Source organism: Synergistaceae bacterium (assembly GCA_017443945.1).
GTDB lineage: Bacteria > Synergistota > Synergistia > Synergistales > Aminobacteriaceae > JAFUXM01.
Genome location: JAFSXS010000081.1, coordinates 1 through 19,011, shown reverse-complemented (window position 1 = coordinate 19,011; position 19,011 = coordinate 1). Strand labels below are relative to the sequence as shown.

Genomic DNA, 19,011 nt, shown 5'->3' with positions numbered 1-19,011 from the left:
TGGGTGGGAGCGAGGCGGCAGACATTAAAGCATTGAGAGCGATAAAATTATTTCTTAAGTCGTCTGTTGATTTCTTCAAATTCGAGTCTCATTGCACCATTTTCAAAAATTTTCAGCTCCGGCATCTTCAGCGCATTAATTGTCTCGAACAAGCTCAAACCCGAATGAATCAGCCCGCGTAATTCTCCTGAACTCCGCACGGTTCTATAAGTGTTCTCGGCGAGATCCCGATTTAATCTAAGACTCTTTATGCTTGCAAGAGTACCGGTTTTCTGCGTGTTCAAGAGCTCAATATATAATTTTGCGACTCTGATAGTAAGTGCGTTAGACTCTGCGTTCTTGATAAATGACTCTCTCTGTGCCTGAGTATATGCTTTGTTGCGGCTTCTTGCTTGTGCGTCGCGCTGTAAATTGCTGGCCTCTGTGATAATTGCGTCTAAATTAGGTTTGTACGATGAGTCAATTTTCTTGATTAATTCTTCCTGCGTGTGAATCAATAAATCATTGAGAATCAAGTACATTCCTGAATAACGGCGTGTAATTTCTATGCTGTTAGTATCGTTTTGCGCAAGTTCTTCAAGTTTGGCGACAATTTTTTTGACGTTGTCGAATATTATAGCGTTCTGTAATAAATCTTCGCCCGTTACGGAGTTCATCAAGATTTCAACTTGGGACGCGTCGAGGTCAAGTCCGATAGTCTTTAAAGATTCTGAAAGTTTGGCATTTATCGCGAGTAAAGACTCTTCACTTGATTTAATTTCGCGTTCAAGTTCGGCGATTCTCTTGTCAGCTTTTTCCTTAGTGAGCCGCCAGAATAACACGTAATAATTGCTGTCGGGTGCAGTAATTTTTTTGTTTCTGAGGTCGTCAAGCTCGATTCGTAAATTCGCAATTTTCGCGCGTAATTGTGAAGCCTCATGACGCATTTTACCTGCCTCGCCGTTAATTAATATGCTCAAAGCTGCATCGAGTAATTTATTAATTTTGGCTGCGTTGCTGGTCTTATCTTCACCGAACCACGCATTATTCGGCAAAGATTCTTGTTTGTCATTGAGTGCTAGTGCCTCAACAAGCGACCCCGTTAATTTATCCCAGTTTGCTGCAAGATGTTCCGGCAAAATTACGGATTCTGATTTATCGGCGTTCAAGTCTGGTGATTGTTCACTGCTTCCGAACCATGAGTCCCAGTAAGCGCCGAAATAGCCTGTCCATGACTCAGCAAAACAAGAACTCGCGCTAAATAATATCAACGCAATAAATAGACCTGCTAAAAAATTTTTTCTCATTACAATAACTCCTCTCTTGTCTGTGATAAATAAATTTCTTTGTAAACGGCGTTAGACTTTAATAAATTCTCGTGGGTGTCGAACGCTTTTATTTCTCCGTTGTCCATTACGATTATTTTATCGGATTCCTGAACTGATAAAATGCGTTGTGCGATTATAATTTTCGTGATGTTGGGCAGATATTTTTTCAGGCTCGAACGTATTAACGCGTCTGTGTGGGTGTCTACTGCACTTGTTGAGTCGTCGAGGATTAAAATTTTGGGCTGCTTCAAGAGTGCGCGTGCAATGCAGAGTCTTTGTTTCTGGCCTCCTGATAAATTAGTGCCGTTCTGCTCGATGTGAGTATTAAATTTTTCCGGTAATTTCTCGATAAATTCATAAGCACACGAAATTTTGCAGGCTTCTATAATTTGCGAGTCAGTTGCGTTATTGTTGCCCCATAAAAGATTTTCGCGGATTGTGCCGGAGAAAAGCTCATTTTTTTGCAGGACAACGGCTATATTATTGCGTAAAGACTCTAAATCGTATTTTCTCACGTCTTGGCCGGAAATTTTTATAATGCCTGAAGTAGCGTCATAAAGCCGCGGGATTAACTGTATTAGAGTCGTCTTTGATGAACCTGTACCGCCTATTATGCCGATTGTAGAACCTGAATCTATATGCAGATTTATATTTTTGAGGGCGTAGAATTTATTTTGCTGTTGAGTCTCATTATCGCGTAAAAAACTTTTCTGACTCTTGTAATCTGCACTTGCTGAAATATTTTGTGCTGACTCGTTATTGCCGGTTAAGAAATTTTGTGATTGAGTCTGATTCTCGCGTGAAAAACTTTTCTGACTCTCATAATCTGCACTTGCTGAAAAATTTTGCGCTGACTCGTTATTGCCGGTTAAGAAATTTTGTGATTGAGTCTGATTCTCGTGTGAAAAACTTCGCTGTCTCTCGTAATCTGCACTTGATGAAATATTTTGTGCTGACTCGTTATTGCCGGTTAAGAAATTTTGTGATTGAGTCTCATTCTCGCGTGAAAAATTTTGCTGACTCTCGTAATCTGCGCTTGCTGAAAAATTTTGCGTTGACTCATTATTGCGTGAAAAATTTATTTCTCTTGCCGAACGATAAACAAAGCTCACGTCTTCAAAATCTATATCACCGGTTAAAATTTCTTTAATGCCGTTTTCCGGGCTTATTAGTGCGGGCTTCTCGTCAAGAACTTCAACGATGCGGGCTGCACTCTCACGCGCAAGAGTAATCATTACAAGCACCATAGATAAACGCATAAGACTCCCTAAAATTTGAGTCCCATAAGTAATTAACGACGAAATTTGGCCAATATTCAAATCTAAGCCGCGACTCGTGATAACTTTATATGTGCCGTAATAGAGAATAAATATCATCACGACATACAAGCAAAATTGCATAATGGGATTATTGAGAGCTAATATTCTATCTGCATGGGTAAAATCTCTGCAAATTTCTTTGGCACCGAGTGAAAATTTTTCTTTCTCGTAATCTTCCCTGACAAAGGCTTTAACGACTCTGACGCCTCTAATATTTTCCTGAATCGAATTTGTTAATTTATCGTATTTGCGAAATAATTTCCTGAACGTCGGCATTGACCATCGAGCTATAAAATAAAGGCTGAGTCCCAGCACAGGAGCAGTAAATAAAAATATCAGCGCAATACGTCCGCCCATTATTAACGCCATCACAAACGAGAAAACAAGCATTAACGGCCCTCGAATCGCCGTACGTACAATCATCATATAAGCCTGCTGCACGCCTGATACATCAGTTGTCAATCTCGTAACAAGTGAGGCAGTAGAAAATTTGTCAAGATTCTCGAACGAAAATTTTTGTACAGCACGAAATAAATCGCTCCGTAAATTTTTAGCAAATCCGCATGACGCAGTCGAGCACGCATTACCCGCAATTATCCCGAACGTAAGCGACAAGAACGCCATTATCACAAGAATTACACCGTATTTGAGCATAATAATAAAATCGCAGCCGACTCGAATTTGATTCACTAGTTTTGCGACTATGAACGGGATTATGCATTCCATAACGACCTCTAGTGAGACAAATAACGGAGCTTCAATAGACGGCCTCTTATATTCTCTGACACTTGCTAATAATTTCCTGTACAAAATTTTTTGCTCTCCTGACTCATATATAAATTTCCTTATCGCTTGCAATTATTATAAAATAGTTTAATTTGTAAATGATTCTATTTCTAGGATGTGAATTTTTTGCGGATAACTATTTTAACAAACGGGCCGGGAGAGTTATGGGGCTGGGTTCGTCCTGTTGCAATGGAATTAAGAAAGCGCGGTCATTCTGTATCATTATGGATATTGCCGTGTCAATTTGCTTCAGGTCATGAACGCCGGGCAGCTTCATTACTGGGAGTCGATAAATTAGAGGGCCCTGCAAGCGCGTCAAAAATTTGGCAGGACTTAATACACGAAAAAACGGACGCAGTTATTCAATTGGGCGGTGATATTATGTTCGGTCAAAGACTCGCGAAGAGTGCAAATGTCCCGCTGACTTGTTACACTTACGGGCCGAGACGTGAAATTGAAAACGTTAGAATCTTGACAGCTTATAAGAAACAGGCCGGTAATCTCGAAAATGTTCAAGCAATAGGGGATCTCGTGAAAGACGCTCTAAAAATGGACTTGACCGACTCAAATATAAAAAATTGGAATTGGCCGCGAGAAAATGACTTGCCGAGATTATTAATTTTGCCGGGGAGCCGTCCGATGATTCGAAATGCTGTGCTTGAATGGGTCTGTGAGGTTCATAAATTTTTGCGCGAAAGAATACCAAATATCAGAGTACGCGCTTTGTTCTCGCGTTTTATGCCGGAGTCAGAGCTTGAAACTTGGCAGAAGGCCGGACTCAATCCCGTTATATCAAATGCAGGAGCTGCGATGACTCAATCTGACTATGCGTTGACTCAGCCGGGGACGAATACATTTGAGATGATGCACTGCGGATTGCCGGGACTTGTTGTTGCTCCTGAAAAATTTTCGCGTTTTGTGCCGTTGTCGGGTGTTGTTGGGATTCTTGCAAATCTTCCGTTAATAGGCCGTCAATTACGAAAAATGGGCGCATTGAGAGTCATAAAACGCTGGGGAGGGGTTATTTCTCTTCCTAATAGAATCGCGGACACAAAAATTTTGCATGAATTATACGGCGATATTACACCTGAAGACGTAGCAGAGGCCATTTATAAAGATTTAAGCAACCCGGAGAGACTCGCGCGTGTTCGTGATGAATTGCTGAAATTGTCGGGTGAGTCCGGTGCTGCTTCTAGATTATGTGATATTGTTCTGTCAGGTGCATAGACGTGAAAAATTTAACTAGACTCTTGAAATATTCGCGCAGGTATTCACTAAAAATTTTTCTCGCAGTGATATTCATGATTTTGTCAGCGGGATTAAATGTTTTGCCGCCTTATTTATTCCGAAATGTTGTCGATGATGTATTATTTTCGCGCGATTTATTTATGTTGAATGTAATTTGCGTTGCTCTCGTGATAATTTTCGGGCTGAAGGCGATTACTACATATTACCAGCGTTATTTAATGAGCGAGGCCGGACAAAGTGTTGTAATGGACTTGAGAATCGAATTATACGACCATATACAGCGCATGAGCCTCAAGAAAATTTACGCCTCAAGAATCGGGGAATTAATGAGCCGCATAACCGGAGACGTTGAGACATTGCAAAATCTAGTGTCAAATTCTGTAGTTGACCTGACATTTAATTTTTTCACGTTTCTGGGCATGTTTGGATTCATTATTTATATAAATTGGCGGCTGACGTGCTTAATAATTCTTGTGTTACCGGTTGTAGCGTTTCTGCTCTCGTTTGCGTCGAAAAAATTGCGTCGGGCCGGTCATAACGTACAAGAACAATTAGCAAATATTACGGCAACGGCTCAAGAGGCTTTCTCGGCGATTCGGGTCGTGCGTTCATTTGCTACGGAGGATGAGGAATTAACGCGATTCACTGATGCGAACAGAAAAAATTATAATGCTCTCATGCAGGCCGTATCGATTCAGGGAATTTTAGCGGGAGTAATTGAAGTTTTCTTAATTGCTGCACTTGCTGTCGTTTTCTGGGTTGGAGGCCATAACGTTATTAACGGCGATTTGACTCCTGGCGAATTAATTTCATTCATCGGTTACATAGCTTTCATGGTGCAGCCAATAAGAACAGTAATGAATCAAATGAGCATGTTACAGCGAAGTATTGCATCAGCTGAACGAATATTTGACATTCTCGACACTCCGGCAGAATCAGCAAACATTCACACGGGCATAAATCACAAATTATCGGGTGCAGTAAAATTTGAAAATGTCAGCTTTTATTACGAAGAAGGCCAAGAAATTTTACATGACATAAATTTAGACGTTAAAGCAGGCGAAAAAATTGCAATTGTCGGCCCGACCGGTTCGGGAAAATCTACACTCGTTGACTTGATACCGCGATTTTATGACCCTTCAGCAGGAAAAATTATTATTGATGGTTATGACATAAAAGAATTATCGTTGAAAAATTTGCGCCGTCAAATAGGGATAGTCCCTCAAGAAAGTATTTTAATGCGCGGGACTCTAGCGTTTAATATTGCTTATGGACTTGAGAATCCCGACATGCAAAAAATTATTGAAGCGGCAGAAATTGCGGACATTCGCGAATTTATAGAGAGTTTACCGGAAAAATACGAGACGCAAACGGGCGAGAGGGGCGTAACTCTTTCAGGGGGTCAGCGTCAAAGAATTGCAATCGCGCGGGCAGTAATAAGAGATCCGAAAATTTTAATTCTCGACGAAGCAACAAGCTCATTAGATTTAGCAGTAGAGAGACAGGTACAGCGCGCAATTAATCAAGCCATGAGAGGCCGGACAGCGTTTATAATTGCTCATAGACTTTCAACTGTCAGAGAAGCTGATAAAATTTTAGTGCTTGAGAACGGGAAATTTATTCAATCAGGCACACACGACGAGCTGTTAAAATCGGGAGGACTTTACGCAGAACTCTATAAATTACAGTTTGGATATAATAAATCTTGCAGACTTTCTGAAGGGAAGAATAAAAAATTTGCGCGTTAATTAATTCATACATGAAACACGTTAAAGGCGAGAAATATAATTTGCTTGCTGATGTAATCTTCAGGCCGTTTTCGTGGCTTGGAGGGGCATTTTTGGCGGTAAATAATTTTTTGCGATCACACGGATTTTTGCAGACGATTGAGCCTCCATTACCGTTAATAAGCGTCGGCAATATAACTTACGGCGGAACAAATAAGACTCCTTTTGTTGAAATGCTGGCAAGATTCGCACGTTCTCACGGCATAAAAACGGGCATAGTAACACGCGGATATTCAGGCAGGACTCAGAATGCAATACTAATTCATAACGGCGAAGGAAAACGCGATTTAATAGGTGATGAACCTTTATTGTTGTCGCGTGAACTTCCTGATATTCCCGTTGCAGTCGCGAAAAAACGAATCGACGGCGTAAAAGCTCTCAAAAATTGCGGTTGTGAACTCGTTATAGCTGATGACGCTTTTCAGCATAAAATTTTAGGCCGAGATGTTGATATTGTCTTGATTGACGCTGTGTGCCCGTTCGGAAATGAAAAAATTTTGCCTGATGGTATAATGCGCGAAAAAATTAATGCGTTGTCAAGGGCTGATATAATAGTCTTGACCAAGTCAGAGCAGGTAACGAGTCAGGAATTAAATAATTTGCGCGAAAGAGTCAGCAAATATATTGACTCCTCAAAAATTTTTACGTCAAGATTAGACCTTACAGAATGGATTTTGCGCGGGACAGAGTCAAAGCCTGCAAGAGATTCGAAAGTTTTTGCGTTCTCGGCAATTGGCAGCCCTGAAAGTTTCAAGCGTTCATTAATTCAAATGGGAATGATCATAACCGGAGAAAAAATTTTCAGGGATCATCACAAATATTCAAGTCAAGACATTCAAGAATTATGCAGGCTCGCACGTGAGTCAAATTCAGATTTTATTACATGCACGGAGAAAGATTTATATAATTTCCCGGAAAATTTTACTTGGCCTGATGAAATTGCGTTAGTTGTCCCGAAAGTTAAAAGCGTTCTTAATGAGCCGGAAAAATTTTTTGCTGCACTCACTCAAGCACTGAGACCGAAAATTATAATTGCTTCAAATGGTTATGGCGAAGACGCAATCGGGTCAATGCTCGCTAAAAAATTGCGTGAAAAATTGCCGGAGTCAAAAATTTCTGCGTTTGCCTTAGTCGGTCGCGGTGATGCATATATAAAATCGGGCTTTGACGTTATTTCAGCGCAGTCTGTTACGCCTTCAGGAGGAGTGCTTAAATATAGTCTCAAAGATTTATGGCGGGACATTAGAGCAGGACTCTTAAAGCAGGTACGCGCGCAATTAAATGACTGGGAAAAAATTTCTCACAGAATCAGAACGCCCATTTGTGCAGGAGATGTATATTTATTGCTAAATACTTTGCTGGGGTCGGGGGCGAGGCCGTTATTTCTTGCGACTGCTAAAACCGTGTATCTTAGCGGACATTGGAGACTCGAACGCGCGATAATAAATAAATTCACTCTTCGGACGTGGGCAAGAGACTCAAAAAGTGCCGAGCAGCTCGGAAAGAAAGCAATTTATTCAGGAAGTCCGATAATGGATTTGTTGTCAGGAAATGAAATTTTGCAGGACTCAGACGAGAAAAATATAATTCTGCTATTACCCGGCAGCAGGTCAAGAGCTTGCAGGGACGTTAAATTATTGCTTGACTCAGTAGAAATTCTGCACACTTCAACAAATTATAATTTCAAAATGGTATTAGCTCCGACATTGCCGCTTGATGAATTTTTCGGGAACTGCGAGTCTTACGGGTGGAACGTGAATAAAGACTCATTAACGCGAAATAATATAATAATTTCACTTAAATATGACAGTGTTGCGAAGAATACTAACGGCGTGAAAATCTTATTAGGTCTCGGAGGCACAGCAAATCAACTCTGCGCAGGTCTGGGGATTCCTGTAATATCAATCGACGAAAAAGGGAAACGCGTGCAGAAAAAATTATTAGGCGACTCTGAAATCTTGACGGAAAAAAATGCAGACTCCCTAGCAAATGCAGCATTGAGAGTCTTAAACGATACAAAACTTTATGATTTCATGAGCAGTGCAGGCCGAGAGAGAATGGGCAGCCCCGGCGCACTTGATGACATTGTAAAATTTGCGTGTGATAATTTAGGCTGGGAAATTAGAGAACGAGTCTACAAGAGATTGACTCCGAACTCATGAAGCATTAAGCCCAGTCTGCAAACGGGAAGTCCGACAACGTTAAAATAATCGCCTTCGAGACCCTCAATTAATAACGAGCCTTTACCCTGTACTGCATAAGCTCCGGCCTTGTCATCGCTTTCACCTGTTGAGATATATGCGCGAATCTCTGACTCGTTTAATTGCCTGAATTTGACTCTAGTGTGTTCGACATGAGAAATAATTTTTTCGTTCATGCAGACTGTCAAGCCCGTTAAAACCTCGTGAGTCCTCCCTTGAAGAGTGCTTAACATTTTAAATGCGTCGTTTCTGTCATGAGGTTTGCCGAGAATCTTATTATCAATCACGACTATAGTATCAGCCGCAATTATTATAGAGTCAGGAAAATTTTTCGCGCCGTCAGAAGCCTTCAAACGCGATAATCTTTCACATAAATTTGCAGGGGACTCGCCGTTAATAATTTTTTCGTCGGCATCAGGTTTATAAATTATGAAATCGAGTCCAAGACTACGCAGTAATTCGCGCCTTCTCGGACTCCCTGACGCTAAAATAATTCTTTGCATGTTAAATTATCCTGAGCGAGAAAAGTATAACAAGTGCACCCGCAATCAAGCAGTAAAGCCCGAAATAAGCCCATTTGCCCGCGAGAATTAATTTTCTCATGAATCCTAATGACGCAAGACCCAGCACAAACGCTGCAACAGCTGCCCAAATCCATCCATCAGGCATAAAGACTGCTTCACCGGATTTAAAAAATTTCAGAGCTTCAAGCAACGCCGCTCCCAATACCGCCGGAATAGATACAAGAAATGAAAATCTAAATGCTTCAGCCGCTCCCAATCCCATAAATAAACCTGCTGCAAGAGTCATTCCTGAACGAGACACGCCCGGCAAAACTGCAATACCCTGCGCAATTCCTACGACTAAAGCAATTTTCAAGAGTGATGAATTTTTCCGTCTGTCTGACATTATCGGCACAAAGATTAATACAAATGCTGTCAATATTAAGCCCGTCCCTACGTAAATTGGCCGTCCAGTGAAAATATCTACAACTTTACGCAATGGCAGACCGATTAAACCCGTCAAGAATGTAGCAATCAATATCGCCCAGCCATAAGCCCAGCCGCCCGACTTTTTACGCGAGAACCACCCGCCGAACCATTCAATTATTAGTCTCATAATATCGTGCCTGAAATAAATAAATAACACTAGAACAGTAGCGCAATGAAGTAATAAATCAAATGCTACAAGATTTTCATTTGCAAACCCGAAAAAACTTTGCAAGATCGCCAAGTGTCCCGAACTGCTGACCGGTAAAAATTCGCAAATTCCCTGTACTAATCCTAATATGAACGTGTGAAGATTGAAGCTCATTGATAAAATTTCCCCTCTAGTTATAAATATTTTAATCTGCTAAAAAAAGTCTTTCTCGAAAAATGTAGTGTCATCATAATAGCCCGAACGCTTAATAGAAATAACCGGTAATACTACTGCAAATGATGAATTTCTTTTTCTCAACACATCGCGGACTCGTGTCTTGATTGTTTTCTTGAGTGAGTCAATATTTACGCGTTTTCCGGTTGATTCTGTTATGGCTCGTTCTGCTACTGCATATAATTCGTTGAAAATCTGCTTTGTATCGTCGGAAATAAATACGCCCTGAGTCTCAATTGCTACGGGAGCTAATAAATTGCCTCTGTCATCAATTGCTGCTGATACGACTAAGACTCCATCTTCTGCGATTTCGCGGCGTTCCTTCATGACTTCACTTTTTATGCTTCCTGCTGCGTTACCGTCGACGATTACTGCTCCTGCTTGGACGTGGCCTTGTTTCTTGGGAGGTGCAGTTTTTGTGAACGTCAATACATCGCCGTTGACCATCAAGAAAATATTTCGCGGTGATATTCCTACTTCTTGAGCTAATTGCGAATGTCTGACTAAATGCTTGTATTCTCCGTGAATGGGCACAAAATATTTCGGTCTGGTTATGTTCATAATAATTTTGAGCTCTTCGCTTGAAGCATGGCCGGAGACGTGGATTTGGCGTTCTTTCTCGTAGACTACTTCACAACCTTGCGCAAAGAGTCTATTAATTGTGTTGTTTACTAATTTTTCATTTCCGGGAATAACTGACGCTAAGAGAAAAACTACATCATGTTCACCCAGTGAAATAGATTTATTCTCGCCTCTGCTCATAGTAACGAGTCCCGAAAAAGGTTCGCCCTGTGATCCTGTTGTGATTACTACTAATTGATTATCTGAATATTTCCAGCTTTCTTCGATTGAAATAATCATCTTAGGGTCAATTTTGAGATAATCGAGTTCACGCGCTAATTCAGTTATTCGAATCATGCTGCGGCCAAGAAACGCAATTTTTCTGTTAAATCTTGCTGCAACGTCGGCGGCCTGCTGGATTCTGTGAACATTGCTTGCGAACGAAGAAATTATCACGCGCTTATTTCTGTAAGTCCTGAAAAGTGTTTCAAGTGTGCCCGATATAATTCGCTCACTGGGTGTGAAGCCTTTTCTCTCTGCATTCGTAGAATCTGAACATAATAGCATAATGCCTTTGTCGCCTTCTTCAGCCAGCGCGGCAAAATCCGTGACTCTTGCGTCAACAGGAGTAGAGTCGAGCTTGAAATCTCCCGTGTGTAAAATTCTTCCCAACGGCGTATCAATCGAGAGCGCAACCCCGTCCGGAATTGAGTGAGCAACAGCAATAAATCTTACGTTGAACGAGCCTATTTGCACAAAGTCGCCAGCTTTTATTTCGTGAGTGTCAGGTTTGAAGCCGGGTAAATCGTCCTGTAATTTATTCTTGATGAGTCCTAGCGTTAATTTAGTACCATAAATAGGCACATTCAAGCGCGGTAAAGCGTAAGGCAATCCTCCGGTGTGGTCTTCGTGTCCGTGAGTGATAATGATAGCTAAAATTTTTTCGCGGTTTTGCTCAAGATAAGTAACATCAGGGACGATATAATCAATTCCGGGAAGCTCGCTGTCTGGAAATTTAAGTCCGCTGTCAATAACGAGAATTTCATCATTGTATTCAAGGACGTACATATTTTTGCCGATTTCCCCAAGTCCCCCTAACGGAATAAAATTAAGGTGTTCGCCATCTGAAGTGTTAAATTTTCTGCGCTTTGATGTCAAATAATAGTTCCTCCTGTTCATAAAAAATTTTATATATATAAGCCCGATAACGGACAATAAAATTCATGCGTTAAAATATTTGCGATAATTATATTATATTTCTGAGGTTATTATATTATTTGAAAGACGTAAAAATTTTTATATTCCGTGTTTGATTATTCTTTCTGAGGCTTTGTCGTAGACTTCTTAACCTTCACGGACGCTGATTATGATAACTAACATTTCTGACTCAGTGTGGAAAAGTTTATAAATTGCTCTAAGGCCTTCACCGCGTAATTTGATCTCGTTATAGCCGGTTAAATCGCAGTTTCCTTTGTTGCCGAGTGGGATTCCGTAGCCTCCTTCGTTGCGTGGCAGGGGATTTTTACTTACGCGATCTAAAGCCTTTGAGACAATTCGACTTTGATTACCTGCTAAATTTTTTAAATCCTTGCGCGCTTCGGGAAGAAATTTTATAGACCAACTCATGCCGACACAGCCTCTCTTACATTACATTTTTCTTCATCGCCATAATCAAATTCTACGTCAGGCATAGCGTCAAGTTCTTCTTGTGTAATTCCTAACTCTTTATAAACTTCTTCGGCGGGGATAGTCTTGGATATGTCAAAATTTTTCATGCGCTGAATAGCAATTTGCAGAGCTTTATCATCGCGAAATTCTGGTGCCATTTCCACATAATCTAACGGCGCAACAATAAGTCCCATTGCCTCGTGTTTGTCATTTACAACGACTCTTGTACCAGTTTTCTTTACTTCCTCGAAAATATCCGCAGCCATGCCATTATTAAGCATTGATATTGTAACAACTTCTCCGATTTTCATTTTTGTAGCAAGTTCCGGCATTAAATAATTCACTCCTAGTGATAAAATTTTTATTATTGTAGCAGAAAATCGCAAAGTAATTCAGCAAAGTCTTTCGGAAACGTGCATTTATAATTACGTGCTGGCAAAAACGCGGTCGCACACATACAACAAATTTTTTGTAAATATTCAAGTTTTTAGCTCAACAAAAATATTTTGTCATAGTTTTCCGAAAATGTTTTAGCAGCAAAGTCCAACGGGAGTAACCGATAATATTTTCGCTTTTGACACTGTATTTATAGATTTTAACGCGTTTTCACTATATAATGCAGAAAATTTCATAATTTCAACGAGGGGGAAAAATTTAATGCCTTTACACATTCTAACGGAGGCCGAACGCTGTTTGCAATGCAAGAAACCTTTATGTCAGGAAGGCTGCCCGGTTCATACGCCAATACCTGAAGTAATAAAGTTATTTAAGGAACATAAATTAATGGAAGCAGGCGAAATTTTATTCAATAATAACCCTTTGTCCGCAATATGTTCGGAAATATGCAACCACGCTAAACAGTGCGCAGGACATTGCATAAGAGGCAAGAAAGACAGCCCCGTCCATTTTTCGAGCATAGAAAATTATATTTCAGAAATGTATCTTGACCGTATGCAGATAAAATTACCCGAAAAAAAGCAGGATAAACGAGTCGCCATTATCGGAGCAGGCCCGGCAGGTCTCACAGTTGCAGTCATTCTCGCTAGGGAAGGTTATTCTGTTACAATTTTCGAGTGGAAAAGCAAAATCGGCGGCTTATTACAATATGGAATCCCGGAATTTCGACTCCCAAAAAGTATATTGGAACGCTACGAGAAAAGACTCGAAGAAATGGGAATACATATCAGATTAAATGCTACAATCGGAACAGTTTTATATATAGATCATTTATTCAGAGACGGTTTTAACTCGATTTTTATCGGCACAGGAGCAGAGAAACCCCGCAGTCTTGGACTCAAAGGCGAGTCTCTCGGTAACGTTCATTTTGCGTTAAATTATCTTGCTAACCCTAAAGCACACCATCTCGGAAATAAAGTCGCAGTTATCGGCGTTGGTAATGCCGCAATGGACGTAGCACGTACTGCCCTGCGCAACGGCACAAAGGAAGTTACTCTGTACGCTATGGGCAAAGAGATAGCCGCTAGCTCCAGTGAAGTCGCCTACGCTGAACTTGACGGCGCGGAGATCCAGACCGGAATGCAGATTCAGGAGATTACCGAAAAAGGTCCGGTGTTCTGCAAAACTATCTACGGCGAAAATGACGAGATTATCGGCCACGAGGACGAACGCATTCAGGTCGAGGCAGACTCTACGATAATATCCATCAGCCAGATTCCACGAGGAAAACTTGTGCGCACAACCAGCGGACTTTTGGCAGGAGAACACGGACTGCTGATTGTTGATGAAAACTACATGACCACGAAAACGGGAGTGTTTGCTGCTGGAGATGTGGTTACCGGGCCGAAGACAGTAGTACATGCGGTTGAAGGAGCAAAGAAAGCTGTAGCGGCTATGATAGCGTATATGGAGCAGAATGAGAAACAGGAATAGCGAGCCGGAATCAGGACATATCATCGCAAAAAAGCCTCTGGAGTTCGCTCTGGGGGCATAATTTTTATAGGGAGGCCGTAACATGGAGATACAGGGACGATTCAGCACAGCAGTGTGTTACGCAAAAGTCATCGAGGACGAAGCTATAGAGCAGATCAGGAGGATGTGTGATTACCACTTCACCGAAGGAGCAAAGATCCGAATCATGCCGGACGTTCACGCAGGGAAGGGCTGCACCATCGGAACGACCATGACCGTCACGGATAAGGCTGTTCCGAATCTTGTGGGGGTTGATATTGGCTGCGGGATGTACACGGTAAATCTTGGCCGGGCAGAAATTGACCTTGAACGTTTTGATGAGGCAGCGCATTTTGTGCCTTCTGGGTTTGATGTCTGGGAGGGCAGGCAGGAACATTTTAACCTTACGCGCCTGAAATGCTATAGGTCTCTGAAGGACACCCGGAGGATTGAGCGGAGTTTGGGGACTCTGGGCGGAGGAAACCACTTCATAGAGATAGACCAGTCAGCGGACGGAACACAGTATCTTGTGATTCACACAGGCAGCCGGAACTTGGGCAAACAGGCCGCAGAATACTACCAGAGACTCGCGGTTGAGCTTGCGCAGGGAAAAGAAGAGTACTTCAGGCAGAAGGAAGAGATCATCAAGACGTACAAGGAGCAGGGCAGACGAAAGGAGATTCAGGCGGCACTGAAGACTCTTCGGTGGGAGGCCAAGAGCAGCGAGATTCCGGAAGATTTGTGCTGGGTGTATGGTGAGTATTTTGCGGACTACCTGCATGACGTGAAGATATGCCAAGATTTTGCGAGGAGGAACAGGGAGAAAATAGCTGAAGTTCTGCTGACGAAGACGGGTCTGGCTGGAGGTGAGGGGTTTCACACGGTGCATAACTACATAGACACTGACGAGATGATTTTGCGGAAGGGAGCTATTGCGGCTCATGAGGGGGAGCTTGTGCTGATACCGATAAACATGCGGGACGGGTCTGTGCTTGCGCGCGGGAAGGGCAATCCTGAGTGGAACTACTCCGCTCCGCACGGGGCTGGACGGCTGATGTCGAGGAGTCGTGCGAAGGATGAACTGAGTCTTGAGGAGTACAGGAGGGCAATGCAGGGAGTGTATACGACTTCGGTTAGTGCTGAGACCCTGGATGAGGCACCTATGGCGTATAAGAGTCTGGACGATATTGTTGACGTGATCGCTGAGAGTGTGGAGGTTATCGAGGTGATGAAGCCGGTGTATAACTTCAAGGCCGGATGATTCTCGTATTGTGCTGTGCTATAATTCATACATGAAAATACATCTTGACAACATAAATATGAACTGTATAAGTGCTTGCTTGCTTGCTTGCTTGCTTGCGCTAACTTTGTCTCATTAACACCGTACTCGGAATCTAATTGTGTCTTGCATGAAAATTTGTGCAGGGCATTTTTTGTGCGCTCATGAAGATAATTATCATTGGCGGCAAAGGTTCCGCAGTAGTTATCGCTGAACAGATATACGACACTCAGCAGAAAACCGGCACAGTTGAGTTCTTGGGTTTCGCTTTTGACGACAGGGCATATTACCCCGAAATCAACGGCTTTCCGGTTTTGGGAGGCACTCGCGGAATCTATGAACAGTACGAATCCTTCAGTGATGTCAAATTCATCTTCGCAATGTACCGTCCAGACCTCATCAAGGAACGAATAGCCCTCAGAGACAGCTACGGCATCCCTCCGGAAAGATGGGCTGCGTTCGTCCACCATTCAGCATATGTTGCGCGTTCGGCCTCGCTTGGATTCGGGTGCGTAGTCCTTGCCAACACAGTCATCAATTCCAATGTCAGGGCAGGGAATTTCAACACGTTCCAGTCAAACGTACTGATAGGCCACGACACCAGAATCGGCAGCAGCAATTTCTTCACCGGACACTGCGCAGTCGGCAGCAACAACAAAATCGGGGACGGGTGTTTTTTCGGGCTGAATACTTCACTGAACAACTACATAGAGATTGGGGATTACGTTTTCTGCGGGATGGCCTCTAACGTCATCAAGAGCATTCCCAATAACGTCATGGTCTATGGGAATCCTGCAAGGCCTGTTGAACGGAGGATCAAGCCCCTATGAGCTACGGAAGGTTTTACGAGGAGTTCACTCCCGGCGAAGTCATAGCCCACGACCTCACAAAGACTATTCTTGAGAGCGACAACAACATTTTCTGCCTGCTCACTATGAATCATCACCCTGTGCATTCAGATACAGAGTACGCAAAATCCCACCAGCACGGGCAAATTCTCGTAGTCGGGACTCTGGTCTTCAGCCTTGCTGTCGGAATCACAGTGCAGGACATCAGCGGACATGCCGTAGCGAATCTTGAGTACACCAACGTCAAGCACCTTGCTCCTATGTTCATCGGAGACACCATACACGTAATCACTGAGGTGCTGGACAAAAGAGAATCCCGCACAAAACCTGACAGGGGCATAGTTCACGTGAAGAGCCGAGTGTTCACCCAGAATGGCCAAGAAGTTTTGTCGTTCGAGCGTAAAGTCTTAGTGTTCAAGAAAGGGAGTCAAACATGCTGATATTGCGGAGTATGCTCTATATGCCGGCCTATAAGGAAAAATTCTTCAGGAAGATTCACGAACTGGATGCTGATGCGGTGATATTTGACCTTGAAGACTCTGTGCCGTTGCAGTTCAAGCAGCAGGGCCGGGAGAATCTCTATCACTTTCTGCAAAGCTATGAACCCGACGGAAAAAAGCTATTCGTCCGCCTGAACTCCATAGAGAGCGGATTACTGCTAGAGGACCTGAAATATATTCTGTCTCCTAAAATCTACGGCCTTATGCCCACAAAAGTGTATTCGTATGAGGACATGATCTATTACGATAAACTCATAGCCCAGTACGAAAACGACAATGGACTCACTGAACACCGGTTTGCGTTTGTGCCGCTGATAGAGACTGCTTCGGCTGTGCTGGATGCGTTCCGGATTGCGGGCAGCACCAACAGGGTGAAGGCACTTGCTTTTGGCAGCGAGGACTACTTGAACGACATGGGAGGTTTTCACGGGACACCCCCGAAAGGCCTGGACTACCCAAGGGCGCAGATTTCGGTAGCTGCACGTTCAGCTGGAGCATTGCCGATAGATACGCCGTACTTGAAGATTCACGACGAGCAGGGATTTCGTGAGGAGGCTAGACTGTCGTTTGAGCTGGGATTTGCAGGGATACAGTGCCTTTCACCGGCGCAGGTGGGACTCGCGAATGAGTGTTTTCTGCCGACAGAACAGGAAGTGCGGGATTCACTGGGGATAGTTCAGGCGATAGAGGCAAGTTCACGTGAGGGGAGCGGAGTCGCAATGTATAACGGGAGCATGATCGGGCCTCCTATGGAGAGACGCGCAAGGAAGGTACTTGCACTTTTGGAGGCAGCCAAGAAAGGAAGGATAAATATTGAGTAAACAGCGGTTAGTGATAATCGGCACAAGCAGCACAGCGGAACATGTGTATTCGTTCGTGAGGGCGTATGACCTTTTCGAGGTGAAGGGCTTTGCGGTGAATAGGCAGTACAGGAATGAAGAGTCGTTTCTCGGACTCCCTGTTTATGAGCTGGAGACACTGAAGGAACACGAAGGCACAGAGTTTGACGTGGTATTTGCGGCCATGCTCTGGAACGCCCTCAACAGCGACAGGCGCAGGGTATTTGCTCAAGTGCAGGCTATGGGGCTGGAGTGCGCTAACGTGGTCTCACCGAAAGCAAGCGTTTACGGTGAACTTGCAGGCAAAAATATCTGGGTGCATGATTACGCAGTTATCCAGAACGGCGCGGAGATAGGCGATGACGTTATGATTATGGCTCACGCGATGGTGGGCAGCAGGAGCAAAATCGGGTCTCATGTCTTCATGGGGACTAAGAGCACTGTAGCAGGAGGGTGCAGTGTCGGAGAACAGAGCTTTATCGGGATCAACTCGACTGTGTTTGACGATACGCATGTGGGCAGAAAATGCATAGTAGGTGCGTGTTCAGCGGTGAAGCGGAATCTTCCGGACTGCCACGTCTGCAAAACTCGGCTGGAGTCCATGCAGGTGAAGGCATATGCTCCTGAAGTGATAGAGTCAAAACTGCTCTTCAGGGAAAACGTCAGAACTCCTCTTGACACAAAACCTGAAGGGCTGTACACTCGACCAACGACCAACGACCAACGACCAACGACCAACGACCAACGACCAACCCATATTTTTGCGTTAAGACCGAAAAATTCAGCTCTGCATTCTCGGCTGGTGCAGGGCTTTTTTGTGCATAAATATACCCCGCACATTTCTGCACGGGGCTTCAGAATCTTTCCTGCTCTATGAGTTCATATTCTCCAGTCTGGAAAACACTTCCTCTTTGTCGTGGCCAAGTATCAGCGTCAGTGCTGAAGCTCTGTTGTCCGGCTGCACAAGTCTTTCGTTCGTGATCCCGCACAGTTCCGCCAAAGCTCTCGCTCCCTGCTTGATTTCGTCATTAGCGTTCGGAGGATAGATTATGTTGCTTGACCTGTAGTCGTAGTGCCTAGCGTTTCCGGTGTAGGGTACTTCGATTCCGAGCCTCTGGAAAAGCTGCGCAGCCCTCTTCCCGATTCCCTTTTCGCCGTCGCCGTTCAGTATCCTTATGCTCAAAATCTGGTCTCTCAGTTCCGCGACTTTCTCGCTGTCAAACCCCTCAAGGTGCGGGCCTTCGGGTTTCTCGTCGAGGTTTATGCTCTCGGTGGACTCCAGCAGTGAGTCATCAGCAGGAGGCATTTTTGCGGCTAGCTGCAGCGAAAACGCGTGGTTGTCCAGAATCCAATAGCTCACGTTCTTGCTGAAGCCCGATTTTCCCG

The 19,011-nt window shown here is 43.5% G+C and carries 17 protein-coding genes; 9 read left to right on the top strand and 8 right to left on the bottom strand.

The annotated features are described in order from the left end of the window. Positions 1-47: 47 nt before the first annotated feature. Complete coding sequence (locus tag IJT21_08575; GenBank protein MBQ7578304.1) at positions 48-1,286, bottom strand: hypothetical protein; 1,239 nt, start codon at positions 1,284-1,286, stop codon at positions 48-50. After that, on the bottom strand, positions 1,286-2,683 hold the full coding sequence (locus tag IJT21_08570) for an ABC transporter ATP-binding protein (protein MBQ7578303.1): 1,398 nt from the start codon (positions 2,681-2,683) through the stop codon (positions 1,286-1,288). The genes IJT21_08575 and IJT21_08570 overlap by 1 nt, the downstream gene beginning before the upstream one ends. 855 nt (positions 2,684-3,538) lie before the next feature. On the opposite strand from IJT21_08570, the gene IJT21_08565 reads away from it, so the two are divergent. From IJT21_08565 to lpxK, 3 genes are read left to right on the top strand one after another with little or no spacing between them, the layout of a single operon-like run. Beyond that, positions 3,539-4,639 (top strand): hypothetical protein, encoded by a 1,101-nt coding sequence (locus IJT21_08565; GenBank protein MBQ7578302.1) that lies wholly within the window; start codon positions 3,539-3,541, stop codon positions 4,637-4,639. Then, on the top strand, positions 4,636-6,408 hold the full coding sequence (locus tag IJT21_08560) for an ABC transporter ATP-binding protein (GenBank protein MBQ7578301.1): 1,773 nt from the start codon (positions 4,636-4,638) through the stop codon (positions 6,406-6,408). Before IJT21_08565 ends, IJT21_08560 begins: the two co-directional genes overlap by 4 nt. An 11-nt stretch (positions 6,409-6,419) precedes the next feature. Beyond that, positions 6,420-8,609, top strand: a complete 2,190-nt coding sequence (gene lpxK / locus IJT21_08555; GenBank protein ID MBQ7578300.1) for a tetraacyldisaccharide 4'-kinase — start codon at positions 6,420-6,422, stop codon at positions 8,607-8,609. Here the strand turns inward: lpxK and maf are convergent. The 5 genes from maf to IJT21_08530 form a co-directional block, all read right to left on the bottom strand. Further along, the gene (gene maf, locus IJT21_08550) at positions 8,582-9,151 is read right to left on the bottom strand and encodes a septum formation inhibitor Maf (protein MBQ7578299.1); all 570 of its coding nucleotides are present in this window, start codon (positions 9,149-9,151) and stop codon (positions 8,582-8,584) included. The two genes, lpxK and maf, sit on opposite strands and share 28 nt — an antisense overlap. A gap of 1 nt (position 9,152) precedes the next feature. After that, positions 9,153-9,962, bottom strand: coding sequence for an undecaprenyl-diphosphate phosphatase (locus IJT21_08545; protein MBQ7578298.1), 810 nt, complete (start codon positions 9,960-9,962; stop codon positions 9,153-9,155). Positions 9,963-10,001: 39 nt separating this feature from the next. After that, the gene (locus tag IJT21_08540) at positions 10,002-11,762 is read right to left on the bottom strand and encodes a ribonuclease J (GenBank protein ID MBQ7578297.1); all 1,761 of its coding nucleotides are present in this window, start codon (positions 11,760-11,762) and stop codon (positions 10,002-10,004) included. Positions 11,763-11,927: 165 nt separating this feature from the next. Continuing rightward, on the bottom strand, positions 11,928-12,209 hold the full coding sequence (locus IJT21_08535; GenBank protein MBQ7578296.1) for a type II toxin-antitoxin system RelE/ParE family toxin: 282 nt from the start codon (positions 12,207-12,209) through the stop codon (positions 11,928-11,930). Then, on the bottom strand, positions 12,206-12,583 hold the full coding sequence (locus IJT21_08530; GenBank protein MBQ7578295.1) for a hypothetical protein: 378 nt from the start codon (positions 12,581-12,583) through the stop codon (positions 12,206-12,208). The genes IJT21_08535 and IJT21_08530 overlap by 4 nt, the downstream gene beginning before the upstream one ends. Positions 12,584-12,908: 325 nt before the next feature. On the opposite strand from IJT21_08530, the gene IJT21_08525 reads away from it, so the two are divergent. The 6 genes from IJT21_08525 to IJT21_08500 all read left to right on the top strand — a co-directional run bounded on the left by IJT21_08525 (position 12,909) and on the right by IJT21_08500 (position 18,502). Further along, positions 12,909-14,141, top strand: coding sequence for an NAD(P)-dependent oxidoreductase (locus IJT21_08525; protein MBQ7578294.1), 1,233 nt, complete (start codon positions 12,909-12,911; stop codon positions 14,139-14,141). An 82-nt stretch (positions 14,142-14,223) separates the two neighbouring features. Next, positions 14,224-15,420, top strand: a complete 1,197-nt coding sequence (locus IJT21_08520) for an RtcB family protein (protein MBQ7578293.1) — start codon at positions 14,224-14,226, stop codon at positions 15,418-15,420. A 182-nt stretch (positions 15,421-15,602) separates the two neighbouring features. Continuing rightward, positions 15,603-16,268: a hypothetical protein gene (locus IJT21_08515; GenBank protein MBQ7578292.1), complete on the top strand. Its 666-nt coding sequence runs from the start codon at positions 15,603-15,605 to the stop codon at positions 16,266-16,268. After that, positions 16,265-16,726, top strand: coding sequence for a MaoC family dehydratase (locus IJT21_08510; protein MBQ7578291.1), 462 nt, complete (start codon positions 16,265-16,267; stop codon positions 16,724-16,726). The genes IJT21_08515 and IJT21_08510 overlap by 4 nt, the downstream gene beginning before the upstream one ends. A 20-nt stretch (positions 16,727-16,746) precedes the next feature. Further along, positions 16,747-17,607, top strand: coding sequence for a CoA ester lyase (locus IJT21_08505; GenBank protein MBQ7578290.1), 861 nt, complete (start codon positions 16,747-16,749; stop codon positions 17,605-17,607). A 202-nt stretch (positions 17,608-17,809) separates the two neighbouring features. Next, entirely contained in the window at positions 17,810-18,502 is a 693-nt protein-coding gene (locus IJT21_08500) for a hypothetical protein (protein ID MBQ7578289.1), read from the top strand. On the opposite strand, the gene IJT21_08495 is transcribed toward IJT21_08500, so the two are convergent. Next, positions 18,497-19,011 (bottom strand): LytR C-terminal domain-containing protein (locus tag IJT21_08495; GenBank protein MBQ7578288.1); only part of this gene is annotated, 515 nt, incomplete at its 5' end. The genes IJT21_08500 and IJT21_08495 overlap by 6 nt on opposite strands.